The 22,741-nt window shown below is 65.5% G+C and carries 22 protein-coding genes, 1 tRNA gene and 1 pseudogene; 13 read left to right on the top strand and 11 right to left on the bottom strand.

All coding sequences use genetic code 11. The features are described from left to right. Window positions 1-231: 231 nt before the first annotated feature. Both DMP03_RS04310 and DMP03_RS04305 read right to left on the bottom strand, forming a co-directional pair. Window positions 232-1,422 (bottom strand): alpha-hydroxy-acid oxidizing protein, encoded by a 1,191-nt coding sequence (locus DMP03_RS04310; protein ID WP_152119465.1) that lies wholly within the window; start codon window positions 1,420-1,422, stop codon window positions 232-234. Window positions 1,423-1,462: 40 nt separating this feature from the next. Beyond that, a complete protein-coding gene (locus DMP03_RS04305; RefSeq protein WP_152119464.1) occupies window positions 1,463-2,044 on the bottom strand; it encodes a protein sorting system archaetidylserine decarboxylase in 582 nt (193 codons plus the stop codon). A gap of 82 nt (window positions 2,045-2,126) precedes the next feature. Here DMP03_RS04305 and DMP03_RS04300 point away from each other — a divergent pair, with 82 nt between their 5' ends. The 3 genes from DMP03_RS04300 to queC are packed head-to-tail and all read left to right on the top strand — an operon-like array spanning window position 2,127 to window position 4,017. After that, the gene (locus DMP03_RS04300) at window positions 2,127-2,573 is read left to right on the top strand and encodes a 6-pyruvoyl trahydropterin synthase family protein (RefSeq protein ID WP_152119463.1); all 447 of its coding nucleotides are present in this window, start codon (window positions 2,127-2,129) and stop codon (window positions 2,571-2,573) included. Next, window positions 2,573-3,331, top strand: a complete 759-nt coding sequence (locus tag DMP03_RS04295; RefSeq protein ID WP_152119462.1) for a 7-carboxy-7-deazaguanine synthase QueE — start codon at window positions 2,573-2,575, stop codon at window positions 3,329-3,331. Before DMP03_RS04300 ends, DMP03_RS04295 begins: the two co-directional genes overlap by 1 nt. Then, window positions 3,328-4,017 (top strand): 7-cyano-7-deazaguanine synthase QueC, encoded by a 690-nt coding sequence (gene queC, locus DMP03_RS04290; protein WP_152119461.1) that lies wholly within the window; start codon window positions 3,328-3,330, stop codon window positions 4,015-4,017. The genes DMP03_RS04295 and queC overlap by 4 nt, the downstream gene beginning before the upstream one ends. On the opposite strand, the gene DMP03_RS04285 is transcribed toward queC, so the two are convergent. Continuing rightward, the gene (locus tag DMP03_RS04285; protein ID WP_152119460.1) at window positions 4,014-4,280 is read right to left on the bottom strand and encodes a hypothetical protein; all 267 of its coding nucleotides are present in this window, start codon (window positions 4,278-4,280) and stop codon (window positions 4,014-4,016) included. The genes queC and DMP03_RS04285 overlap by 4 nt on opposite strands. Before the next feature lie 81 nt (window positions 4,281-4,361). On the opposite strand from DMP03_RS04285, the gene DMP03_RS04280 reads away from it, so the two are divergent. Beyond that, window positions 4,362-4,847: an AAA family ATPase gene (locus DMP03_RS04280; RefSeq protein WP_152119459.1), complete on the top strand. Its 486-nt coding sequence runs from the start codon at window positions 4,362-4,364 to the stop codon at window positions 4,845-4,847. Window positions 4,848-4,884: 37 nt separating this feature from the next. Continuing rightward, complete coding sequence (locus DMP03_RS04275; RefSeq protein ID WP_152119458.1) at window positions 4,885-6,591, top strand: ABC1 kinase family protein; 1,707 nt, start codon at window positions 4,885-4,887, stop codon at window positions 6,589-6,591. Here DMP03_RS04275 and DMP03_RS04270 read toward each other — a convergent pair whose 3' ends face one another. The 4 genes from DMP03_RS04270 to thyA all read right to left on the bottom strand — a co-directional run bounded on the left by DMP03_RS04270 (window position 6,592) and on the right by thyA (window position 9,971). Further along, on the bottom strand, window positions 6,592-7,899 hold the full coding sequence (locus DMP03_RS04270; RefSeq protein ID WP_152119457.1) for a glycerate kinase type-2 family protein: 1,308 nt from the start codon (window positions 7,897-7,899) through the stop codon (window positions 6,592-6,594). Between the two features lie 415 nt (window positions 7,900-8,314). After that, window positions 8,315-8,389: transfer RNA gene (locus DMP03_RS04265), tRNA-Glu, on the bottom strand. A 77-nt stretch (window positions 8,390-8,466) separates the two neighbouring features. Next, a complete protein-coding gene (locus tag DMP03_RS04260; protein WP_152119456.1) occupies window positions 8,467-8,964 on the bottom strand; it encodes a dihydrofolate reductase in 498 nt (165 codons plus the stop codon). Continuing rightward, complete coding sequence (gene thyA / locus DMP03_RS04255; protein ID WP_152119523.1) at window positions 8,961-9,971, bottom strand: thymidylate synthase; 1,011 nt, start codon at window positions 9,969-9,971, stop codon at window positions 8,961-8,963. Before thyA ends, DMP03_RS04260 begins: the two co-directional genes overlap by 4 nt. 81 nt (window positions 9,972-10,052) lie before the next feature. On the opposite strand from thyA, the gene DMP03_RS04250 reads away from it, so the two are divergent. Beyond that, entirely contained in the window at window positions 10,053-10,625 is a 573-nt protein-coding gene (locus DMP03_RS04250) for a GNAT family N-acetyltransferase (protein WP_152119455.1), read from the top strand. A 25-nt stretch (window positions 10,626-10,650) separates the two neighbouring features. Here DMP03_RS04250 and DMP03_RS04245 read toward each other — a convergent pair whose 3' ends face one another. Further along, the gene (locus tag DMP03_RS04245; RefSeq protein WP_172967064.1) at window positions 10,651-11,586 is read right to left on the bottom strand and encodes a DMT family transporter; all 936 of its coding nucleotides are present in this window, start codon (window positions 11,584-11,586) and stop codon (window positions 10,651-10,653) included. Between the two features lie 166 nt (window positions 11,587-11,752). On the opposite strand from DMP03_RS04245, the gene DMP03_RS04240 reads away from it, so the two are divergent. Next, window positions 11,753-12,235: an Lrp/AsnC family transcriptional regulator gene (locus DMP03_RS04240; protein WP_152119453.1), complete on the top strand. Its 483-nt coding sequence runs from the start codon at window positions 11,753-11,755 to the stop codon at window positions 12,233-12,235. Between the two features lie 47 nt (window positions 12,236-12,282). Then, a complete protein-coding gene (locus DMP03_RS04235) occupies window positions 12,283-13,371 on the top strand; it encodes a hypothetical protein (protein ID WP_152119452.1) in 1,089 nt (362 codons plus the stop codon). A gap of 8 nt (window positions 13,372-13,379) precedes the next feature. Here DMP03_RS04235 and DMP03_RS04230 read toward each other — a convergent pair whose 3' ends face one another. Continuing rightward, complete coding sequence (locus DMP03_RS04230) at window positions 13,380-15,134, bottom strand: CocE/NonD family hydrolase (protein WP_172967063.1); 1,755 nt, start codon at window positions 15,132-15,134, stop codon at window positions 13,380-13,382. Between the two features lie 149 nt (window positions 15,135-15,283). Here DMP03_RS04230 and DMP03_RS04225 point away from each other — a divergent pair, with 149 nt between their 5' ends. From DMP03_RS04225 to mce, 3 genes and pseudogenes are all read left to right on the top strand, one after another. Next, window positions 15,284-16,960, top strand: a complete 1,677-nt coding sequence (locus tag DMP03_RS04225; protein ID WP_152119450.1) for an acyl-CoA mutase large subunit family protein — start codon at window positions 15,284-15,286, stop codon at window positions 16,958-16,960. 48 nt (window positions 16,961-17,008) lie between these two features. After that, a pseudogene (locus DMP03_RS04220) lies at window positions 17,009-17,956 on the top strand (formate/nitrite transporter family protein); the annotation flags it as partial. 54 nt (window positions 17,957-18,010) lie between these two features. Next, on the top strand, window positions 18,011-18,397 hold the full coding sequence (mce, locus tag DMP03_RS04215) for a methylmalonyl-CoA epimerase (RefSeq protein WP_152119448.1): 387 nt from the start codon (window positions 18,011-18,013) through the stop codon (window positions 18,395-18,397). Here mce and DMP03_RS04210 read toward each other — a convergent pair. Then, window positions 18,394-18,975: an NUDIX domain-containing protein gene (locus DMP03_RS04210; protein WP_152119447.1), complete on the bottom strand. Its 582-nt coding sequence runs from the start codon at window positions 18,973-18,975 to the stop codon at window positions 18,394-18,396. The genes mce and DMP03_RS04210 overlap by 4 nt on opposite strands. Window positions 18,976-19,166: 191 nt before the next feature. Next, entirely contained in the window at window positions 19,167-19,802 is a 636-nt protein-coding gene (locus DMP03_RS04205) for an FAD-binding oxidoreductase (RefSeq protein WP_152119446.1), read from the bottom strand. 212 nt (window positions 19,803-20,014) lie between these two features. Between DMP03_RS04205 and DMP03_RS04200 the strand changes: the two genes are divergently transcribed. Beyond that, window positions 20,015-21,784, top strand: a complete 1,770-nt coding sequence (locus DMP03_RS04200) for a 2-oxoacid:acceptor oxidoreductase subunit alpha (protein ID WP_152119445.1) — start codon at window positions 20,015-20,017, stop codon at window positions 21,782-21,784. Beyond that, a complete protein-coding gene (locus DMP03_RS04195; protein ID WP_152119444.1) occupies window positions 21,781-22,647 on the top strand; it encodes a 2-oxoacid:ferredoxin oxidoreductase subunit beta in 867 nt (288 codons plus the stop codon). Before DMP03_RS04200 ends, DMP03_RS04195 begins: the two co-directional genes overlap by 4 nt. The last annotated feature ends 94 nt before the right edge of the window (window positions 22,648-22,741 follow it).

Below are 22,741 nucleotides of genomic sequence, written 5' to 3'. Positions count from 1 at the left end.
AGAAGTCCCGACCCATCACGTCGCGTGACGGGCCAACGCCCGCCTACGCGGCGAGGGTCGGGACGGCGTCGAAGCCCATCCAGTTCCCCACGCCGCGTGCTGCACTCTCGGCGAGTGCAGACACCGTGGTGTGGAGATAGCGGGTCATGGATGGAACCTCGTTCGTGTTCAACCGAACGGTTCAGCGGTAAGATATTAATTTTTGTCGAGGCGTGCTAACGAGTGACGTAGTTACTGGAGCGCCGACTCGTGGACCAGCGCCTCCCGGTCCAACTTCGTCACGTCGTCGTAGCCGCTCAAGCCGAGCGAGAGGTCGAAGTCGGCGAGTAGATTCGCAAGGACCGTCGCGACCCCCTCGGCCCCGTCGAGGGTGAGTCCGTAGACGTACGGACGACCGACGAACGCGAGGTCAGCACCGAGCGCGAGGACGGCCAAAATGTCCGCCCCCGAGCGAATTCCCGAATCGAAGCCGATGAACGCCTCGTCGCCGATTTCGTCCACGACGCCCGGCAGCGCCTCCAGCGCGGCGACCGACCGGTCGACCTGTCTCCCGCCGTGGTTCGAGACTACGACGCCGTCGCCACCGTGCTCGACTGCGCGCCGCGCGTCCGCCTGCGAGAGGATGCCCTTGACGACGACGGGGAGGTCGGTCTGGTCGTGGAGCCACTCCAAGTCGTCCCACGTGAGCGATGCGTCGCCGAACAAGTCGAGGAAGGTCTGTGCCGTCGAGAGGGTGTTCGCCTCGGGGTCGTGGTCGAGATACGACCGGAACACGTCGTCGGTGGTGTAGTTCGCGATGCCCGTTCCGTGGAGATAGGGGAGATACCCCTGTTGGAGGTCCTGTGGTCGCCAGCCGACGATTGGCGTGTCGACGGTGACGACGATAGCCTCGTAGCCGGCCTGCTCGGCGCGGTCGATGAACGACGCCGTTAGCTCGCTGTCGGGCGACCAGTACAGTTGGAACCACGCCGGAACGTCGCCCATCACCTCGCTCACCTCCTCCAGCGGCGTGCTGGAGACCGTCGAGAGACACAGGGGAACGCCCTCGCTCGCTGCACCCTCGGCGCTTGCTCGCTCTGCGCCGTCATGGAGAATCGACTGACAGCCGATCGGCGCACACATCACCGGTACGTCGAACTCGGTGCCGAACACCTCAGTCGAGAGGTCGCGCGACTCGACGCCTCGCAGCATCTCGGGTTCGATACGCCAGCGGTCGAAGGCCGCCTCGTTCGATGCGGCGGTCTTCCCGCTGCCCGCGCCGCCGTCGACGTAGCCGCGGGCGGTCTCGTCCATCGCCTCCAGCGCCGCGGCCTCCAGTTCGCCCGGCTCGATGGGGATGTCCGGTGACACCTCTGCGAGCCCGTTCACGTAGATCTCGGTCACGCGGTCGTTCCCCCGCGAGCCGTCGGAGTCGTCGCTCATACCCGGCAGTGTGACCCGACCACGAAATAGCTACGCCCGGCTACCGGCGGGCAATCGTCTCGCCGGCCTGTACCTCGTCATCGAGGTCGACGGTCAGGTCGCCGCGGGTCACGTCCGCCGGCATGAGCACGTCGGCCCGCGAGCCGAAGCTGATGTGTGCGATGCGGTCGCCCCGACCGATTGCTTCGCCGGTCCCGACGTACGGGTGGATGCGGCGAGCGAACCAGCCGGCGATTAACACGAGCGTCCAGTCGTCGCTTTCGAGTCTGACGCGCTCGTTCCAGTCGGACTCCTTCGAGAAGGCGGGCTTGTTCGCGCCGGGGACGTGGTCGACGCGACGCACGGTCCCGGGCAGCGGCGAGCGATTCACGTGGACCGACAGCGCCGACATGTAGATGCCGACGCGGAGGCGGTCGTCTTCCTCGCGGATGACCGAGACGGTCCCCTCGGCTGGCGCGACGACGCCGTCACCGGCCGGTCGGGGCGGGTCGCGGTGGAACCACAACACGGCGACCCCGAGTGCGACCGTCAGGACGCCGAGTGGAGCAAACAGGAGCGTGAGCGGGACGGCGGCGACGAAGATCGGAGTCGCGAGCCGCCAGCTTCCGGGCGCAAGCTGCATACACGCGCTCGCTTCGGGAGGTGCAAACGCCTGTCGGTCGCGAGGGGATAGGTTCTTGTACGGGTTCGTATACTCTTCGAGTATGCCCTCAAGTGCACTGGAAGAACCCCTTCGCGACCGGGCGGACGAACGGACGCTGGTCGTCGGCGACGAGCGACCCATCCGTATCTCCGCCGGCCACCGCCTCCTCCACCACGACGGCAAGTGTGCACGTCCCCACGGCCACAACTACGACATCACCGTCGAGATTCGCGGCGAACTCGCCGAGACCGGCTGGGTCGTCGACAAGGGGGACGTGACCGACATCATCGACGAGTGGGACCACATGTTCCTCGTCGAGCGGGGCGACCCCCTCGTCGAGGGGTTCGAGGCGAGCGGGGACGCGGACGCGCTGGTGGTCCTCGACGAGCCGCCGACCGCAGAGGTAATGGCTGTCTTGCTTGAAGAGAAGCTGTTCGACCGACTCCCGGACACTGTCTCGGCGGTGTCGGTGTCAATCGCAGAGACCAGCGAGCTTACCACCTACTGATGCCGGTCTCCGACACCGCACCCGAGCAGGCGAGCGAACCGGACGGCGACGCCCTCCCCGTCAACGAACTGTTCGCCTCGCTGCAAGGCGAGGGGAAACTAGCGGGCATCCCCTCCACCTTCGTCCGCACGTCGGGCTGTAATCTTCGATGTTGGTACTGCGACTCCTATCACACCTCGTGGGAGCCGACCGGCGCGTGGATGGCAGTCGAGGAGATTCGCGAGCAGGTGGCGAGTCGCGACCCCGACCACCTCGTCCTGACGGGAGGCGAGCCGGTAATCCACGACGCGGCGGTCGACCTGCTGGGTGCAGTCGAGATGCACACGACCGTCGAGACCAACGGCACCCGATACGTCGACGCGGACATCGACCTCGCCTCCATCAGCCCGAAGCTCGCGAACTCGACGCCGACGCCCGACCGCGACCCCGCCGGCGACGGGGAGTGGGCCGACCGCCACGACGAGCGTCGCATCGACCACGACGCACTCACGCGACTCATCGACAGCTACGAGTTCCAGCTGAAGTTCGTCGTCGCCGACGAGTCGCCGGTGGACGAAATCGAGTCGCTGCTCGCCGACCTCCGCGGGAGCACGACCCGAGAGATTCGCGACGCGGACGTACTCCTGATGCCGGAGGGAGCCACCCGCGAGCGACTGGACGAGACGCGCGCGGTCGCTGCGCGACTCGCCGAGGAGTACGGCTACCGGTACACACCGCGCATTCACGTCGACCTCTGGAACGACGCTCCCGAACGATGAACGATACACCACAGCGCGCCGTCATCCTCGCCTCCGGCGGGATGGACAGCGCCACCGCGACCTACGAAGCAGTCGAACAGGGCTATCAACCGCTTCTGCTCCACACGAGCTACGGCCAAGCGACCGAGAGCAAGGAGTACGAGTGTGCGAGCGCGCTCGCCGAGGAACTCGACGCGTCGCTGTTGCGAATCGAGACCGACCACCTCGCGGCTATCGGCGGCTCCTCGCTAACGGACGACGAGATGGACATCGAGGACGCTGACCTCGACAGCGACGAGGTTCCGAGTTCGTACGTCCCCTTCCGGAACGCGAACCTCCTCTCGATGGCCGTCTCGTGTGCCGAGGCGAACGACGCCGACGCCGTCTTCATCGGTGCCCACTCCGAGGATTTCTCCGGGTATCCGGACTGCCGGCCGGCGTTCTTCGACGCCTTCCAACAGGTGATGGACGTGGGAACCAAACCCGACACCGAGATCGCGCTCGAAGCACCGTTCGTCGAGTGGTCGAAGACGGACATCGCCGAACGCGGACTCGAACTCGGTGTCCCGTACGAGCACACGTGGTCGTGTTACCGCGAGTCGGAGCCGGCCTGTGGCACCTGTGACGCCTGCGCGTTCCGACTGCAGGCGTTCCAAAACCTCGGGGAGCGCGACCCGATTTCGTACGCCGAACGGCCCGACTACTAACCCTCGGAGCCGTCTTCTTCCGCCATCGCGGTCCACGTCTCGACGGTCTCCACCTCCGGGAGCGCATCGAGCAGGTCGGCCACTGCCGGCTCCGGGACCGACGCTCGGACGCCCCCGAATCGGGTCTCCCCCTCGACGGTGCCGTACGCCTCGACCGCCTCTCGAACCGACGCGGCGTCGTCGTCGGTTCGGACAGTGAGTCGTGCGGTGGCGCCCTCGGTCGGGTCGTCGCGAGCCGTTCGGACGGCGGGCGAGAGATACATGTGTCCCCCTCTGGTCGTCGCCGACAAAGCCGTGTCGTCGTCACTCCAAACAGTTACTACCGGGCGTCGGCGACTGTGGCTGTGAACACGCTGGTCGCCGTCTCCGGGGTTCCCGGGACGGGGAAGACAACGGTCGCGGAGGCCATCGCCGACCGTATCGACGCGACGGTCGTCCGCACGGACGTGGTCCGCAAGGAGCTGTACGACGCCCCCGAGTACACCGCCGCCGAGACCGAGGCCGTCTACGACGAGGTACTCGACCGCGCCCGCGAGCGACTCGACACGGGGAGTGTCGTCGTCGACGCGACGTTCAAGACCAAGGCTGTTCGCGACGCGGCCCGTGGCGTGGCCGAGGAGACCGGTGCGGCGTTCCGGCTCGTCGGCGTCGAGTGTGACGACGAGGTCGTGCGCAGCCGAATCCGAGACCGCACCGACGACGAGAGCGACGCCGACATCGAGGTGTACGAGGTGTTCCGCGAGCAGTACGAGCCGCTCGACTCACCGGACCTCCTAGTCGACAACTCCGGTATGCTGGCTGAGACGTTCGCCCAGTTGGACGACCTGTAGGGAACAACCATTTGCTCGGGGCGCACGAAGGACGGCTGTGTCAGCGAGCGACCCCGTCGACGACCCGGAGCCGAACAGACGCCGGACGCTCCGGCGGTTCGTCGCCGTCATCCGTGCGTTCCTCCCGCTCGCGCTCGCGTTCGCGCGCGACCGCCGTCGCTTCTTTCTGTTCGGTCGCCGTCGTGCTGTAACCGTCGAGGACCAGCAACGCCGCGCGGCGTATCTCCTCGAGGTGTTGCTCAATTTGGGGCCGACGTTCGTGAAAGTGGGCCAAATCCTCTCCACTCGGCCGGACGTGCTCCCGCCCGCCTACATCGAGGAGCTGTCCTCGTTGCAAGACGAGGTGCCACCGGAGCCGTGGGAGTCGATTCGCCCGGTGTTCGAGGCTGCACTCGGTCCCGTCGACGAGGCGTTCGACGATTTCGACCGCGCGGCCATGAGCGGGGCCTCGCTCGGACAGGTGTACACCGCGACCTACGAGGGGGAGCCGGTCGCCGTGAAGGTGCTCCGGCCGAATATCCGCGAACGCGTCGAGAGCGACCTCATTGTCGTGGAGACGCTTTTGCCACTCCTGCTCCGCTTTGCCCCGCCCGGCCAGCAGTTCACGATGGAGAATCTGGCAGACGAGTTCGCGTCCACCATCCGCGGCGAGATGGACTACGAGGCCGAGGCAGACCGGCTGAACGAGGTTCGCGACAACTTCAGCGACGACCCCGAGGTGACGGTTCCCGCCGTCGTCGACGACCGCTCGACGACCCGCGTGCTCACGATGGAGTACGTCGAGGGGACGAAGATAACGGACGTGTCGACGCTCGAATCGAAGGGACTCGACCCGACCGAAGTTGTCGAGCGGCTCGCGCGCATCTACTTCCAGATGATCGTCGAAGACGGCATCTTCCACGCCGACCCGCACCCGGGAAATCTCTCCGTGCTCGACAACGGCTCCATCGTCTTCTACGACTTCGGCGTCGTCGGGCGGCTCTCGCAGGCGCGGCGCGACCAGATTCTCGACTTCTACGTCGGGCTCGCGACCGACGACATCGACCGCGTCATCGACGCGTTCATCGACATGGGTGCACTCGACCCCGACGTCGACCGGGAGCTGATGAAAGAGGTGTTCGGGCTCGTCATCCAACAGCTCCAAGGCCAGCCGTTCGAGCAGGAGCAGATCCAACAGTACATCAGGGAGTTCCAGGCCGCGGTCGGCGACATCAGCGACTTCCCGTTCCGGCTCCCGCAGGACCTCGCGCTCATCGTCCGGGTCGCGACGGTGCTCGAAGGCGTCACCCGCACGCTCGACGAGGAGTTCGACTTCATCGAGACGGTGACGGACCTCGTCAAGGAGAAGGGGGTCGACGATCTCGGCGCGACCGACATCGCCCGCGACGAGATAGAGGCCCTCGTCCGGACGACTGCGGAGGCGTTCGTCCACGTGCCGGCGAAGAGCGAGACCACCCTCTCGACGGTCGTCCGCGGCGACACCGCCCTCACCTTCCTCTACCGTGAGGACCCGACCATCCTCCGGAAGCTTGTCGCCCGCGTCTCGCTCGGTATCGGCGTCGGCGTCAGCGGGTTGGCGACCAGCGCGCTCGTCGCGTTCGGCGCGCCCGTCGCGGCCGGCGGAATGGCACTCGCGACGGCCGGAGGCGGTGTCGTGTTGTGGCGGTCGTTCCGTCGCTCGCGCAACCGGACCGTCGCCGCCGGCGCGAAGGTGGCAGAACGCAGCGTCACGCGGAAGCGCTAATTACTCGACCACGACCACGCGGAGGTCGTTCACGTTCGTCCCCGTCGCCCCAGTCTCGATCGTTGCGTTACACCCATCGAGATACGTCGCCGCGTCGTGGCTGTCGAGTGCGCGCTGTGCTCGCCACCGTGTTTCCGGTGTCACGGTGTCGGCGTCCACGCTCGCCCCCGCGACCGATGCGTCGCCGTCGATACCGTCCGTGTCGACGGCGGCGAGGACCACGCCCGGGGTGTCGAGCTCGAGCCCGGCAGCCAGCGCGTACTCGGTGTTTGGGCCGCCGGTCCCCGGCCGGTCCGTCCGGACCGTCACGGTCGTCTCGCCGCCGGTGACGACGACTGCCGGCGGCTCGGTCGGGTTGCCCGTCGCCGCAATTTCCTCCCCGACCGCGACCGCCGACTTGGCAGCCTCACGCGCTTCGCCGCGCACCCTCGTCGAGAGCAACATCGGCTCGTAGCCGGCCTGACACGCCACGTCGAAGGCTGCCCGCGCCGCGGTGTGATTACTCGCGAGCAAGTGTTCGGCAACGTGCTCGAATGCCGGGTCGTCGGCGTCTGGGGTCTCCGGGTGCTGCCCGTCCCGTCCGGCTTGGAGGCGAGCGACGGCCGCGGTCGGAAGCTCGAGCCCGTACCGTTCGACGACCGCGAGTGCATCCCCGTAGGTCGTCTCGTCGGGCGTGAACGGACCACTCCCGATGACGCTCGCGTCGTCTCCGACCACGTCGCTGAACAGTAGCGTCGCAACCGTCGCCGGTGCGGCGACGGCTGCCAGTCGCCCGCCTTTCGTCGCCGACAGATGCTTCCGGACGGCGTTTATTTCGCGGATGCTCGCGCCGCTCGCGAGCAGTTCGTCGGTGGTCACACGGAGGTCGGCAAGCGAGAGGTCGCCGGCCGGAGCCGGCAGGAGCGCGCTCGCCCCGCCGGTCACGGCCGCGAGCACGAGCGTCCGGTCGTCGACAGCGGCGAGCAGTTCAGTGATGCGTTCAGCTCCGGCGACAGCTCCGGCGTTTGGACGGGGATGTGTCCCTTCGGCCTGCTCGATTCGCTCCGTCGCCGTCGGAACGTCGGTGACGACGACCCCGCCGTCGAGACGGTCCCCGAGCAGCTCCTCAAGCTCAGTCGCGACCGTTCCGGCGGCGTTCCCGCCACCGACGACGACCACCTGGTCGTAGCGGTCGAGGTCGTACGCGTGGTCGACGACGGTGAGCGTCATGTCGTCGAGCGAGAGCCGCTCACGGACGACCGTCTCGGGGTGAGCGGCGTCGATACCTGCCCGGAGACACCGGCGCGCGAGGTCGTGACCGTCGGTCATACGCGTGCTTCGATGCCCTCCACCGAGAAGTCGACGGTTCGGGCGGTGGCGTAGGCTGGAGAAGGCATATATGACATCGGGAGCGAACTTCGCTCGAGGGGCAACTCACCCGTGTCTCGGCTCCGTACGTCTCGACTTCCGGTTGCTGGCTCGGATACGCCGGCGTCGATGCACCGACCACGGTCGTGGCCGGACTCGCGCTTCCGACAAGCCTCGCAGTCGGCTCGCTGAGCACGGTCGCCCTCGGTGTCGGCTAGTACGACGCCTCACCGGGAAGCCTGCTCATCGGGCTTTTGCTGTGTTGCTGTCTCGCAAACGGCGTCGGATGGCGACTGGCTTCGTCGCTCGGGTAGTTTCTATGCTCCGGCCGGAGCAACACCCACTGCAGTTGCTCGCTGTGTCGGTCACAACAGAATGCTCCGGCAGGGATTCGAACCCTGGTCATCACCGTGAGAGGGTGATATGATTGGCCGGACTACACCACCAGAGCACGCCTCGTAGCGTACTCTCGAGTAGCGCGGTGTATCCTATAACCGTTGCGTTTCGGCGGCTCCGTGTCTGGGTTTCTCACTCGCTGGCGGCGCGTCGATAGGTGACGAAGGCGAACTCTTCGCGCTCGTCGCGCTCGGTCTCCACCCACTCATCATCGAACTCGGGAAAGGAGGTGTCACCCTCGTAGCTGTCGGCGAGCTCGGTGAGCACCATTCGGTCAGCGCGGTCGATAAACTGCTCGTACACCGTCGCGCCCCCGATGACGAACGCCTCGTCGTCGCGGTCGGCGGCGAGCGCGAGCGCCTGGTCGGTTCCCGCGGCGTGGACGGCACCCTCGGGCGCGTCGAGGGACGACCGCGAGAGGACGATATTCGTGCGGTCGGGGAGCGGACCGTCGAGCCGCGCCGCGATGGAGTCGTACGTTTTCCGTCCCATGATGACTGGGTGGCCCGTCGTGAGCGACTTGAAGTGCGCGAGGTCCCCGGGGTAGTGCCACGGCATCTCGCCGCCGCGCCCGATGACGCCGTTGGCGGCGACGGCGGCGACGAGCGTGAGGTCGAGATCTTGGCTCATTCTGCCACCGAGAAGGGGATACCCGGCGCGGGATCGTAGCCGGACAGCTGGAAGTCGTCGAACTCGAGGTCGTCGAGCGGTCTGTCGGCGACGGTTATCGACGGGTGCTCGCGCGGTTCCCGAGAGAGCTGGGTGAGCAGCCCGGGGACGTGGTCAGTCTGTTCGTCGCCGTCGGTCTCTGTCGGGGCGTTCGCTTCCAGCCACTCGCGCACGTCGGCGTACCCCTCTCGTGTGTCCACGTCGGCGACCCGGGACTGGAGGGCGGCGAGATTGTCGGCGTACCAGTCGGCGCGGGCGTCCGTTCCACAGTAGATGTGCGAATCGACGATGGTGTGGCCGAACTGCCCAACTTCGAGGTCCGTCCGGTTGGCGACGGCGTGGGTGAGCAGGGAGTAGGCCGCGATGTTGAACGGTACCCCGAGCGCGATATCGCCCGAGCGCTGGGTGAGGTGGGTGTTGAGCCGCCCGTCCTGTACGTTGAAGACGAAGGTGTAGTGACACGGGGGGAGCGTCGAGACGGTCGCGTTGGCCGGGTGCCACGCGTTTACGACGATGCGCCGGGAGTGGGGGTTCTCGTTCAGCTGTTCGATGGCGTACGCGAGCTGGTCGAACGTGCCGTCGTCGTTTTGCCACCGGTGGCGGTCGTCGCCGCCGGCCCACGACTCGCCGGGTAGTCGGTCCGGCTCTTCGGGAACCGGGAACCGCCGCCAGAAGCGCCCGTAGGCGGTGTCGAGATACCCCTGGCCGTCGGCCCACGCGTCCCAGATGCCGGTCTCTTCCCGGAGATGTCGGATATGCTCCTCGCCGGAGAGATACCACAGCAGCTCGTGGATGAGCGAGTTCCATCGAAAGCCGGAGAGGTCCTTCGTCGTGAGCAGCGGGAACCCCTCCTGGAGGTCGACGGTGTAGTGGTGTGAGAAGTCGGAAATCGTGTCCACACCCGTCCGGTTCGGCTTGTGGGTGCCGGCGGTGAGGGTGTCGGCCACGAAGTCGAGATACTGACGCATTAGCTTGACGTACGAACCCATCGGCATAGAATTACCGTCCTCTGGCGAGGAGTTTTCAGCCCCCGCGTTCTACCTGAGGGTATGTACGTCAGGGATGCACGGAACCGCGACGAGGCGTGGCTCCTCGACCACATCGAGGCGATGGGACTCGACGACACGGCGTTCCGCTCCCGCGACTACGTCATCGCGGTAGACGACGACTCCACGTCGAAGACCGGTTTCGGTCGCTTCCGGGTCCACCGCGACGACGACGCCTGTGAGCTGACGAGCATCGGCGTCCTCGACAGCTGGGAGGGGAACGGCGTCGGTGCCCACATCGTCGAGCGGCTGATTCGCAACGCTGGCATCGAGGGGTACGACCGCGTGTACGCGCTCTCGCCCGCTCACGAGTATCTCGCGCAGTTCGGCTTCGAACCGGTCGACGCCGACGAACTTCCCGACGCGCTCCAGAAGCGACTCGACGAGAAGCGCGAGCGCCACGACACGGTGATTCCGATGGTCATCGACAGCGACGGCTTCTCGATGCCCGAGGAACTCCGCGAGCGGTTCAAGAACGCCGCCGAGAACGTCGGCTCGGAGTCGGAACCGACCGAGTCGCCGGAGGACTTCGGCATCGACAGCGAGTCGGCGACGTACAAGTACGACACCGGCTGAGAGCGAACAGCGATTTTCTGGGCGTTTACACGACGGACGCGCGAACGCGACCGGCGAGGGTGCGAGCGAGACCGCGCACGCGGCGACCGTCCACGAGCGCGAAGCCGACGCCGACGAGCACGAAGCCAGCCAGCGTCTCGGGCGTCGGCTCGTAGCCGAGTAGAATCACCGCGAGTCCAGTCGCCGCGACCGGTTCGAGATAGCCGACGAGGTTCGCGCGCGAGGGACCGACGGTCGTGAGCAGTCGGAAGTAGAGCAGGAACGCGATGACGCCCGGCCCGACGACGAGATACGCGAGCGTCGCGAGCGCGACCGGCGAGTGCGGGACCGCGAGCGGCTCACCCAGCCCGCGGCTGCCGACGAGCAGCAGTCCGGCACCGAGCAGCATTCCCCAGCCCTGCATCCCCGCGAGCGAGAGGGTCGGCTCGACCCGACGCAGGAGGAGACTTCCGAGGGCGAATGCGACGGTCGCACCGGCGATGAGTGCGATACCGTGGGGGTCACCGCCACCGCCGGGGCCGGCAATCGTCACCGCGCCGAGGAAGCCGACGACGACACCGACCAGCGCGACCGGAGTGAGTCTGTCGTCACCGACGACGAGAGGTGCGAGCAGAACAGTCACGACCGGTGAGAGCGCGATGAGCGCTGACGCGACCGCGCCCGGGACCGTCTCTTGGCCGATATACAGGAGTGCGTGGTGGGCGAAGATGACGAACAGGCCGGTCACTGCGACGGCGAGCCAGTCGTCGCGCGAGCGAACTGCAAGCTGCGTATGTCTGAGCCGAGCGATTACGAGCACGAGCAGCCCCGCCAGCGCGTACCGCAGTCCGGCAAACAGCAGCGGCGGCCACGACTCGACGCCGCGTTCGATGGCGACGAACGACCCACCCCACAACAGCGCAACCGTGACGAACAGCAGGGGAGCCGTTGGAAGTCGACTCCAAAGAGAATCCAGATTCATTGGTTCTGTTCCGGCTAAAACCATACTTGGCAATAAACTATTCGAAAACGGGCCAGAATGATGAGTCATATGCAGTATGAGTTCGATAGAATTCGAACTGGATTCGAGAATAGCCAGGAATCTTAGACGGGAGTGGAATTATCAGGCGCGGCGTCGCACGGCGAGTATGGACGAACGGGACCTCGCGATACTGAAGGCTATCTCGGAGTTGGGGACCGGCAGCCCCGAGCGAATCCACGAGGAGACCGACATCCCGGTCTCGACTGTTCACTACCGGCTCAACAACCTCCGGGAGGCGGGCATCATCGAGAACGACCTCTACGACATCGACCTCGACGCCCTCGGACTGGGCGTGACGGTTCTGGTCGAGGTACTAGCCGATTACGCCGGCGCGCACAGCGACGTGGCCGACGAGATCGCCGCGCTGGAAGGCGTGACGACGCTGCTCTCGACGATGGGAGAGACCGATTTCGTGGCTGTCGCACACCTCCCCGACGAGGACGCCGTCGGCCGACTTCTCCGCGAGTTCGAGGAGATATCGGCCGTCGAACGCACGAACTCGACGTACGTCATCGAGACGCTGTACGACGACGCCCGCGCGCTGTCGTCGTACTCGCTGGAGACGCTGGTCGAACTGCTGACGGAGTGACACCGACATCCACGCGAATTATATAACTGATTGTTGAACGGTACAGTATGCCGACACGCCGCTCGATACTCGAATCGTGCGTCGCCCTCCTCCTCGCAACGGCACCGGCCACAGCGCGCCGGTCGGTAGCCGACGAACCGCCCGCTGAGCCGTTTTCAGTCAATCCACGACAAATCGCGAGACAAGTCGAAACGAACAGCAAGGCGGTCTTTGGTCGTATCGACCACGACGCACTGGAGCAGTACCGGCAGTCGCTTGACGATGTCGTCGTTGATTCACGGAGGGCGACGGCGCTTAACGAGACAGTCGGTGAGGTGCTCAATCTTGATCGCCGGCGCTCGGGCGTGCGTGCCCTTGGCGGAGCGGTACCCTCGATTACCGACGTTTCGACGCCACGTGTCGATATCGAGCGTGACGGTGCTACCACCCATGGGGTTATTGGCTACGACACCACTCCAGAAGGGGCAACAAGTCCCCCTACAGCAGTTGAACGGGCACTTACTGTACTCGATTCGGCTGACAGTGTCGTCGCGTCGGTACCCGAATCCGACACTGCGGAGGCCGTTGCACTCGGTGTCACGCTCGACGACTCGGTCCCTCACGTTCGGGGAGCAGTCGTCGGTGCGACCGGGAACAGCGAACGGGCCGTTAGTCGGCTCCTTGGCCGGCATGGACTGTCGCCAGACGAGTTCGCCCGTCTCGAATCCTGTCACAAGGGGAACGTGACGACAGTGACTGCGACGCCGGAGCCCGGCCGCAGAGCACAAGCTATTGGACTCATTCTCGCGACGCTGCTATTTGCACTCATTGGTACGTACGTTCTGGGTGTCGGTGAATCGGAAGCGACGACGGGAATCCCGAACGTCGAGTTCAGCTTCGAGTACGAGCGGTACGCAGAGGGATGGAAATCGACGATTACACACGCTGGGGGCGACAGTATCGACGGTTCGTTGGCCGTCCGGTGGGAGGACGGCGACCGCTCGTTCGAAGCCACATGGACAGCGAATGGCGGAACTATCGAGGCCGGCGACACCTACGTCCAGTACGGGCTTGGGTCGGGCGTGACGCTTCGCGTCGTCTGGGAGCGTGGCGAGGCCGCTGCGACAATCGGTTCGTCGACGACGCCGAGAGACTAACCGGACACTTAGTCGTCGGCTTCTGACGGCTCGTCCCGGCCAAATCGACGCGAGAGCAGATAGCTGAGTCCCCCCGCGCCCCCGAGGGCGGCGGGCACTCCGAATCCGGGCTGGCTTCCGCTCGTGCTCGTCTGGGCGTCCGTGTCGGTCGCAGTCGCGGTCGCCGTCGCTTCGGGAGTCGCGGTCGGCGTTGCGGTCGCAGGCGCAGACAGTTCCCGGCTCGCCGGAATCGAGAGTTCGACCTCGGTGTCGGCACTGAGTTCGATGCCCGCGTCGTCGTCCGACGGTCGGTACAGCGACCCGCCGAAGAGGTCGATGACCTCGGCGGCGGTGAGGTCGTCCTCGCGCGCGCTCATCGCCACCCGCAGCGTGTCGCCGGCTTCGAGATGTGCGTGAACGCCGAACAAGTCGAAGTCGAGTTCACCGGCCTCGGTGACGGCCTGTGGCGTCACCTTGTCCTTGATGATCGTGGTCTCGCCGTCGCGGACGCGCTGGAGCGCGACGAACAGGTGGCTTCGTCCCTCACCCGTCGGAGTCACGTCGAGCCGGAGCGACGGAATCCCGAGAACCTCTGTCGGTTCCGTAATTTCGATATCGACGCCCGCGACGTTTCCGTCCGCGCCGTCGAGTTCGACCGTCTCGGCGAGTGTCCTCGTCGTCGACCGCTCCGGATGCGGAGGGTACTCGTCTGCGGCCATGAACTCGTCTGCCTGCTCGTCGTAGTAGTGGAGCAGCGACACGTCGATATCTCCGTTCTTGAGCCGGGCTTCCTGCCACTGAAGCGCCAGTTGGCCGACGAATTCTCTGGACGTTTCCGACCCCGGCGGGTAGCTGTCTGCTCGCCCGAGGATGTGAGTCCCGTCCTGTCCGAGCACGAGCGTCGTGGTGCTCCCGTCCGACAGGAGCTTCCCGAAGTTCCGCACTCCCTGGTTGATGGGGAACAGCTGGTCGGTGAGCTCTGGAATCACGAGCGCGGGCGTGTCCTCGATGGCGTCGTACGAGACGGGCGACCGCTGGCGGTAGTACTCCCGGTCGGCTTCGGTCATCCGACCGCGTTCGAGCACGCCGCTCGTCGTCGCCGTGTTCTCCTCGGAGATGTCGCCGGTCTGTGCGCCGTACTCGAGGGCCTCGATCCAGCCGCGCTTGATGACGCCGTTTGGAGCGAGCGCCTGTGCGAGGTTGTTCCACGTCGCCCGCGGCACGATAGAGTCGAGTCGGTCGTCGACGGAAGCGGTTCGCATCTGGATGCCGCCTCCGTAGGAGGTGCCGTCCATCCCGATTCGCGGGTTGTTCTCGCCGTCGGTCATCACCGCGTTCTGCTGGGCGAGATAGTCGATGAGCGCGCTCGCGTCCTGCCGTTCGAGTTCGCTCGTCGAGTGGACCTCCCCGCCGGAAGGGTCGGCGTTCTCCCCCTGTCCGAACCCGCGGGAAGTGTACGCCAACGCGACGAATCCGTTGCTCGCGTACACTTCCGCGAGCGGCTGGAGGTCGCTTTTGTTTCCACCCCACCCGTGAGTCATCAGGATCGCCGGGTGCGGGCCGTCGGTGCTCGGCTCGTAGAACGTGGCCGCGAGTTCGGTCCCGTCGAAGGACTCGATTCGCCGCTCGTCGCGCTCGAAGGTCGTCTCGTCGCTTTCCAGTGCCGCCACCGGGTGAGCGAACGGGTCCAGCTGACTCCCGGCGAGGGCAAATCCCGTCGCCGCGCCGAGATACTTCAGTACGTTCCGCCGTGTCTCCGTCGTCTGCTTGTCACTATCTGCCACGGCGTAACTCAGGGTACATGTATATATTAAATCTTTGGAGGAGTATAAGGGACACAATAGGTCGTGGAGTCACACCGCGGTGTGCAGGACGGCCGATGAGTCGCCGGCGACCCACCAACCATTAAGCGACGCCGGGACGGAGCGGGTGTATGTTCGACGACGAGGACCTCGCCGCGATTCGCGAGGGGAAACAGGAGTGGCACGAGGAGACCTTCGAGCCGACGGTCGACCGGTTCGGCGAGCGCAAAGCGGAGTTCACCACCGACACCGGCGGTCGCGAGGTTGACCCGCTGTACACGCCCGCAGACATCGAAAACCACGACTACGAGGAAGACACCGGGTACCCCGCCGAAGCACCGTTCACGCGGGGCGTCTACTCCACGATGTACCGCGGGCGGCTGTGGACGATGCGACAGTACGCCGGGATGGGAACCGCGGAGGAGACCAACGAGCGGTTTCAGTATCTCATCGACGAAGGCTCGTCTGGGCTGTCGATGGCGTTCGACCTCCCGACGCAGATGGGGTACGATTCAGATGCCGAGATGGCTCAAGGCGAGGTCGGGAAGTCGGGGGTCGCCATCGACTCGCTTGCCGACTTCGAGACGGTGTTCGACGGCATCTCGCTGGACGAGGTGAGCACGTCGATGACCATCAACGCCCCCGCCTCGATTCTGCTGGCGATGTACATCGCGGTCGGAGACAAGCAGGGCGTCCCCCGCGAGGAGCTGCGCGGGACGATTCAAAACGACGTGTTGAAGGAGTATATCGCGCGCAACACCTACATCTTCCCGCCGGAGCCGTCGATGCGGCTCATTACGGATATCTTCGAGTTCTCCGCGGCAGAGATTCCGAACTTCAACACCATCTCCATCTCCGGGTACCACATCCGGGAGGCCGGCTCGACGGCCGCACAGGAGATCGCCTTCACGCTCGCGGACGGGATGGAGTACGTCGAGCGGGCAATCGAGGCCGGCCAGGACGTAGACGAGTTCGCCCCGCAGTTGAGCTTCTTCTTCGCCTCCTACAACAACATCTTAGAGGAGGTTGCGAAGTTCCGAGCGGCCCGCCGGATGTGGTATCAGATCATGGACGAGCGGTTCGACGCCCAGAAGGACGCATCCAAACAGCTGAAGTTCCACACGCAGACGGCCGGGTCGACGCTCACCGCCCAGCAGATCGAGAACAACGTCGTCCGGGTCGGCTACCAGGCGCTCGCGGCCGTATTGGGCGGCACGCAGTCGCTGCACACGAACGGGAAAGACGAGGCGCTGTCGCTGCCGACCGAGAAGTCCGTCCGGACCGCGCTGCGGACCCAGCAGATTCTCGCCCACGAGTCGGGCGCGGCAGACACCATCGACCCGTTGGCGGGTAGCTACTACGTCGAGAGTCTCACCGACGACATCGAGGAAGAGGCGTTCGAGATCATCGACGAGGTGGACGAGCGCGGCGGGATGCAGGAGGCCGTCGAGTCCGGCTGGGTGCAGGGCCAGATTCAGGACGTGGCCTTCGAGCGCCAGCGCGAGATCGAGTCGGGCGAGCGCACCATCGTCGGCGTCAACGACTACCAGGTGGACGAAGAGCCACAGGAGGACATCGAGGAGGTCAGCGAGGCAGAACAGGAGCGCCAGAAGGAACGCGTCCAGCAGCTGCGCGAAGACCGGGACAGCGAGGCGGTCGAAGCGGCCCTCGATGAGCTGCGCGAGGTGTGTGAGTCCGACGAGAACGTGATGCCGGCCATCGTCGACGCGGTGAAGGCGTACGCGACGACCGGCGAAATAGCGAACGCGATGCGTGACGTGTTCGGCGAGCACCGCGCCGGCATCTGAGACGAAAGTAGCCGGACTTTTTGCCCGTGCCATTCGTTCGACGCGAGCATGGGCGACGACGAAGAGCAGTCGGAGGTGACCGGCGAGACCGTCCGGACGGCCATCGAGCAGTCGCGAAGCGGTGCGCCCGCGAGCGGCCACACCGTCAGAGACCGCTTCGAGACCCACGAGGTGTTCCAGCGAATCATCGTCGCGGCGGACGAGGAGGCCACAACGGGCGCACGCGAACTCTTCTTCAGTGCGCTCGCTGCGGGGTTCGCGATTACCATCACGTATCTGCTGTACTCCTCGATGACGGCCGCGACGGGCGGGGCACCGATTGCGAGCGTCCTCCTGTATCCGCTGGGGTTCGTCTTCATCATTCTCGGCGGCTATCAGCTGTACACGGAGAACACGCTCCCGCCGGTGGTGTTGCTGTTAGAGCGACTCGTCAGCGTGCCGCGGCTGCTCTCCATCTGGGGTATCGTTCTGCTGGGGAACTTCACCGGGGGGTTGGCAGGTGCGCTCGTGTTGTCACAGACGGGCGTGTTCTCGTCGGAGAGTGCGGCGGCGGCGACCGAACTCGCGTGGAAGGGCATCGAGACGACGCCGGTGGCGCTGTTTTTCAAAGCCGCCTTCGCGGGCCTCATCGTCGCGGGCATCGTCTGGCTGGTGTACGCCGTCCGGGACGACGTGGCGCGGGTGCTCGTCGTCTATCTCGCCTTCCTCGCCGTCCCGCTGGGTGACCTGTTCCACGTCGTCGTCTCCTTCACCGAGGGGATGTATCTCGTCTTCAACGGAGCCGTCGGGCTGGGACCTGTACTCGGTGGGTTCGTGGTGCCCGTCCTGCTTGGGAACACGGTCGGCGGGGTCGTCCTCGTCACCGTCGTCAACTACTTCCAGACGACCGAAGAGCGACTAGACATCGCCAGAACCGACGGCGTCGACCGCCGACTCACGACGAAGGAACTCCTCGTCGGCGAGCGCGCGGGGCGGTCGTACGTGCCACAGCAGGACGACGACTGAGCCGGCGAACACAACGCTGTTGGTGGCGGTCGCCGACTGTCTGGTATGCACCTCGACCACACCGGACTCGCGACGACCGACCTCGATTCGCTGCTGTTTTGCTTCGAGGACCTCCTCGAGGCGGACGTTGCCCACGAGGAACTGTTCGACGGGATGCGAATCGCGTTCCTCGACGTGGGCGGCGACTACCTCGAACTCATCGAACCGGTCGACGGGGAGGGCGCAATCGCCGGCTACCTCGACGCCAACGGTCCCGGTATCCACCACCTCGCCTTCGCGACCGACGATATCGAGGCGGCGCTCGAACGCGCCCGCGAGCAGGGTATCGAACTTATCGACGAGGAGCCGCGCGACGGCGCGTGGGGCCACGACGTCGCCTTCCTCCATCCCAAGTCGACCGGCGGGATGCTCGTCGAATTCGTCGAACACTAACCCCACTCGTCCCACGAGAGCGGCCGGGCTTCGACGGTCGGGTGGAGCCGGTCGGGTAGCTCGTGGAACCACGCCGCGCCGTTGAGTTCCGACTCCTGCACCTCGATACTGCCGCCCGTCTCTCTCGCGAGGAAGGTGACCCACAGCGTGTGAACCCTGTCCTCGCCCGTCTCCGACTCGCTGACGAGATGGCGGACGCTCCGGCAGTCGGTGACGGAACACTCGATGCCGGTCTCTTCGAACACCTCGCGTTCTGTTGCTTCCTCGTAGCTCTCGCCGTTTTCTCTACCCCCGCCGGCCGGTCCCCACGCGCCGTCGCCGCGCCCGTATCCGAGGAGGACGCGGGGATAGGGTTCGTCCAAATCCTCGGCGTCCGGCATCGAAGCTGACAGCTCGGGCGGTGTTTGGCGCACGACCCACGCGTAGCCACCTCCGGTGTAGCCGTCGGCCGCGTACCCGGCGAGTTCGGCGAAGAAGTCGTCGTCCAGCGTCTCGCGCTCCTCGATGACTTCGGGGTCGTACTCGTCGGTGAGGCGAGCGAGCCGCGACCGGACGGTGTCGGCGTTGTGTGAGACCATCGGAGAACAACCATCACAGCGAACCGAAAGAAGCTACCGAAATCGAGAAACCAAAACCACCAGCATGCGCCGCGCGAGCACCGCGAGCGCGGCGTTTCACCGAGCCGACCGCAGGGATGCTCGGTTGCGGATTTTTAGTGAAGGTTTTTCTCGTGAGCGGTGCGCGAAGCGCACCCGAACGAGAAAAAAGTTCAGCCGAAGTTCTCGACCTTCGCGCCCTCGAAGCTCCCGCCCGAATCCTCGATGGTCTCCTCCGCGAGGTCGAGAAAGTCTGTGAAGCCGTAGACGAACAGCTGTTGATCGTCGAAGGCGGCCCCGACAGCATCGCGGAAGCCGTCCTCGTCGTCGACGACGTGAATCTCGGCGTCACCGGCGAGGGCGTCGAGTCGCTCGGTGTGGACCGGCTCGTCGTCGAGATAGACGACGGTCACGTCGTTCTCGTCACGGACGGCAGCCTCGGCGATACCGACGGCGGGACCGACACCGGGACCGCCGGCGAGCACGAGCGATGCGGATTCGCCCTCGTAGAAGTCGGAGCCGAACGGGCCGGTGACGGTGACGGCGTTACCGGCGTCGAGCGAGAGCAGGTACTCAGAAAAGTCGCCGCCGTCCTCGGGGTCGTAGCCGACGGTGAGTTCGAACGTCTCGTCGGTGTCGGGCGAGGAGATGGTGTAAAATCGCGCCTCCTGCTCGCCGTCGATAATCGTCGAGAGCTTGACGAACTGCCCGGGCGTGCCCTCGAAGTCGGCGGGCGTGTCGAGGTCGATCGCGACGGTGTCTGGACCGACATCGCGAACGGCACGAACGGTCGTTTCGGTGGGTTCCATACCCGACGGGAGTGGCGGGCGGTGAAAGGCACTTTCGGTCAGCGGCCGATGGGCGCAAGTGGACGTTCGAACGCTTCTGTGAGACTGTGTGGACAGAGTTGTAGAAACGGGCCGTAATCGCCGGTATTTACACGTCTTTCCGGAGATTCGAGACGGCGCGGAGTAGACTATTCAGAAGCCTTAACGTCCGGCGGAGTGAATCGCAACACAGCATGACAGAGGACCTCAACTGGGCCGTCGGCGGAGAAGCCGGCGACGGGATCGACTCTACGGGGAAGATCTTCGCTCAGGCTCTCTCGCGGGCGGGACGACACGTCTTCACCTCGAAGGATTTCGCGTCCCGGATCCGCGGTGGCTACACGGCCTACAAGGTTCGCACGTCCGTTGACCGCGTCGAGAGCGTGGTCGATCGCCTCGACATCCTCATCGCGCTGACCGAGCGCACCGTCGAGGAAAACATGGACGAACTACACGACGACTCGATCATCATCTTCGACGGCGAGCGCTCCATGATGTCAGACTTCCAAGCGCCCGGCGAGATGTTCGGACTCGACGTGCCGCTCAAGCGGCTCGCCGAGGAGGCCGGGGGCGCAATCATGCGCAACATCGTCGCACTCGGTGCCGCGTGTGAGGTGTCCGATTTCCCGATCGAGAACCTCGACGAGTCGCTGGAAAAGCGGTTCGGCAACAAAGGCGAGTCAATCGTCGCCAACAACAAGGAGGCCGCCCGGCTCGGCCAGGAGTACGTCCAGGAGGAGTACGACCTCTCGACGCCGTACGAACTGGAGACGACCGACAGCGACTACGTCCTCCTCAACGGCGACGAGGCGATCGGGATGGGCGCAATCGCCGCCGGCTGTCGCTTCTACGCCGGCTACCCGATTACGCCAGCGACCGACGTGATGACGTACCTGAAGGGGCGCATCGAGCGCTTCGGGGGCAACGTCGTCCAGGCGGAAGACGAGCTGTCGGCCATCAACATGGCACTCGGTGCGGCTCGCGCGGGTGCGCGGTCGATGACAGCTACCTCCGGTCCGGGTATCGACCTGATGGCTGAGACGTTCGGTCTCGTCGCCACCTCGGAGACGCCGCTGGTCATCGCCGACGTGATGCGCTCTGGTCCCTCGACGGGGATGCCGACGAAACAGGAACAGGGCGACCTGAACATGGCCTTGTACGGTGGCCACGGCGAGATTCCACGATTCGTCCTCGCACCGTCCAGCGTCTCGGAGTGTTTCTGGAAGACCGTCGAGGCGTTCAACCTCGCCGAGCAGTACCAGACGCCCGTCTACATCCTGTCGGACCTCGCGATGGCCGTCACGGAACAGACATTCCCGCCCGAGGTCTTCGACATGGACGAAGTCGAGATCAATCGCGGGAAGGTCGTCGACGAGGATTCCATCGAGGAGTGGCAGGACGACGCCGGCCACTTCAAGCCACACGCCATCACCGAAGACGGCGTCTCCCCGCGTGCCTTCCCGGGCACGGAGGAGGGTGCACACATGAGCACTGGGCTCGAACACGACGAACTCGGCCGCCGAACCGAGTCCACCGACATGCGCATCGAGCAGGTGGACAAGCGCAACCGGAAGGTCGAGACCGCCCGCGAGGAGGAGGAACTCTCGCCCCGCGAGTTCGGGGACGAGGACAGCGACAACCTCGTCGTCTCGTGGGGGTCCAACGAGGGCGCGCTGCGCGAGGCGATCGACCTCTTGGAGGACGACGGCGTGGACATCCGCGTCCTGTCGGTGCCGTATCTGTTCCCGCGGCCGGACCTCACCGAGGAGTTCGAGCGCGCAGAGGAGGTCGTCGTCGTGGAGTGTAACGCGACCGGACAGTTCGCGGACGTGTTAGAACACGACACCCTCCAGCGGGTGCAGCGGGTCAACAAGTACAACGGTGTCCGCTTCAAGGCGGACGAACTCGCCGGCGAGCTCAAGGAAGCCCTTGGCATCGTCGACGAGGCGGAGGTGCAAGCATGAGCTCAGAAAACGTCAGATTCGTCGACTTCAAGTCCGACAAACAACCGACCTGGTGTCCCGGCTGCGGTGACTTCGGGACGATGAACGGGATGATGAAAGCACTGGCCCAGACGGGTAACACGCCGGACGACACGTTCGTCGTCGCGGGTATCGGCTGTTCCGGCAAGATCGGGACGTACATGCACTCGTATGCGCTCCACGGCGTGCACGGGCGCGCGCTCCCGGTCGGCACGGGCGTGAAGATGGCCAACCCCGACCTCGAAGTGATGGTCGCGGGCGGTGACGGTGACGGGTACTCCATCGGTGCCGGCCACTTCGTCCACGCCGTGCGCCGCAACGTCGACATGACGTACGTCGTCATGGACAACCGCATCTACGGGCTGACGAAGGGGCAGTTCTCGCCGACCTCGCGCGAGGACTTCGAGACCTCGACCTCGCCGGACGGCACCCACCAACAGCCCATCAACCCACTGGCGCTCGCGATGGCGGCCGGCGGCAGCTTCATCGCGCAGTCGTTCTCCTCTGACGCACAGCGACACGCGGAAATCGTTCAGAAGGCGGTCGAACACGACGGCTTCGGCTTCGTGAACGTGTTCTCGCCGTGCGTCACGTTCAACGACGTGGACACGTACGACTACTTCCGCGACTCGCTCGTCGACGTCGGCGACTCCGACCACGACCCGACCGACTACGACGCCGCCAAGGAGAAGATTCTCGACCGCGAGACCGAGTATCAGGGCATCCTCTATCAGGACGAGTCCTCGAAGCCGTACAACGAGCTCGAGGGCGCGACGGAGAACATGGCCGATATCGACGAGTCCCCGCCGGAGGAGGCGATGGACCTCGTCCGCGAGTTCTACTAAGCTGCAGTTTCTTTCCGTTTTCGCGTCGAACAGCCGCAGTACTCGGTGATAAACTGCGGTCCAGCGAGCATCCCCAACCGAAACGCCTGATAGC

It is taken from the genome of Halosegnis rubeus (genome assembly GCF_009184545.1).
In the GTDB taxonomy this organism is placed as follows: Archaea; Halobacteriota; Halobacteria; order Halobacteriales; family Haloarculaceae; genus Halosegnis; species Halosegnis rubeus.
This window is presented reverse-complemented; position numbering and strand designations above follow the sequence as displayed.

Excerpts from the sequence above, each read along its gene's own strand:
- thyA (WP_152119523.1), bottom strand. The coding sequence starts at position 9,971 with ATGCGTCAGTATCTCGACTTCGTGGCCGACACCCTCACCGCCGGCACC.
- DMP03_RS04210 (WP_152119447.1), bottom strand. The coding sequence starts at position 18,975 with ATGGTCTCACACAACGCCGACACCGTCCGGTCGCGGCTCGCTCGCCTC.
- DMP03_RS04200 (WP_152119445.1), top strand. The coding sequence starts at position 20,015 with ATGACAGAGGACCTCAACTGGGCCGTCGGCGGAGAAGCCGGCGACGGG.
- queC (WP_152119461.1), top strand. The coding sequence starts at position 3,328 with ATGAACGATACACCACAGCGCGCCGTCATCCTCGCCTCCGGCGGGATG.
- DMP03_RS04195 (WP_152119444.1), top strand. The coding sequence starts at position 21,781 with ATGAGCTCAGAAAACGTCAGATTCGTCGACTTCAAGTCCGACAAACAA.
- DMP03_RS04225 (WP_152119450.1), top strand. The coding sequence starts at position 15,284 with ATGTTCGACGACGAGGACCTCGCCGCGATTCGCGAGGGGAAACAGGAG.
- DMP03_RS04235 (WP_152119452.1), top strand. The coding sequence starts at position 12,283 with ATGCCGACACGCCGCTCGATACTCGAATCGTGCGTCGCCCTCCTCCTC.
- DMP03_RS04260 (WP_152119456.1), bottom strand. The coding sequence starts at position 8,964 with ATGAGCCAAGATCTCGACCTCACGCTCGTCGCCGCCGTCGCCGCCAAC.
- DMP03_RS04245 (WP_172967064.1), bottom strand. The coding sequence starts at position 11,586 with ATGAATCTGGATTCTCTTTGGAGTCGACTTCCAACGGCTCCCCTGCTG.
- DMP03_RS04205 (WP_152119446.1), bottom strand. The coding sequence starts at position 19,802 with ATGGAACCCACCGAAACGACCGTTCGTGCCGTTCGCGATGTCGGTCCA.
- DMP03_RS04285 (WP_152119460.1), bottom strand. The coding sequence starts at position 4,280 with ATGTATCTCTCGCCCGCCGTCCGAACGGCTCGCGACGACCCGACCGAG.
- DMP03_RS04270 (WP_152119457.1), bottom strand. The coding sequence starts at position 7,899 with ATGACCGACGGTCACGACCTCGCGCGCCGGTGTCTCCGGGCAGGTATC.
- DMP03_RS04300 (WP_152119463.1), top strand. The coding sequence starts at position 2,127 with ATGCCCTCAAGTGCACTGGAAGAACCCCTTCGCGACCGGGCGGACGAA.
- mce (WP_152119448.1), top strand. The coding sequence starts at position 18,011 with ATGCACCTCGACCACACCGGACTCGCGACGACCGACCTCGATTCGCTG.
- DMP03_RS04295 (WP_152119462.1), top strand. The coding sequence starts at position 2,573 with ATGCCGGTCTCCGACACCGCACCCGAGCAGGCGAGCGAACCGGACGGC.
- DMP03_RS04310 (WP_152119465.1), bottom strand. The coding sequence starts at position 1,422 with ATGAGCGACGACTCCGACGGCTCGCGGGGGAACGACCGCGTGACCGAG.
- DMP03_RS04250 (WP_152119455.1), top strand. The coding sequence starts at position 10,053 with ATGTACGTCAGGGATGCACGGAACCGCGACGAGGCGTGGCTCCTCGAC.
- DMP03_RS04240 (WP_152119453.1), top strand. The coding sequence starts at position 11,753 with ATGGACGAACGGGACCTCGCGATACTGAAGGCTATCTCGGAGTTGGGG.
- DMP03_RS04305 (WP_152119464.1), bottom strand. The coding sequence starts at position 2,044 with ATGCAGCTTGCGCCCGGAAGCTGGCGGCTCGCGACTCCGATCTTCGTC.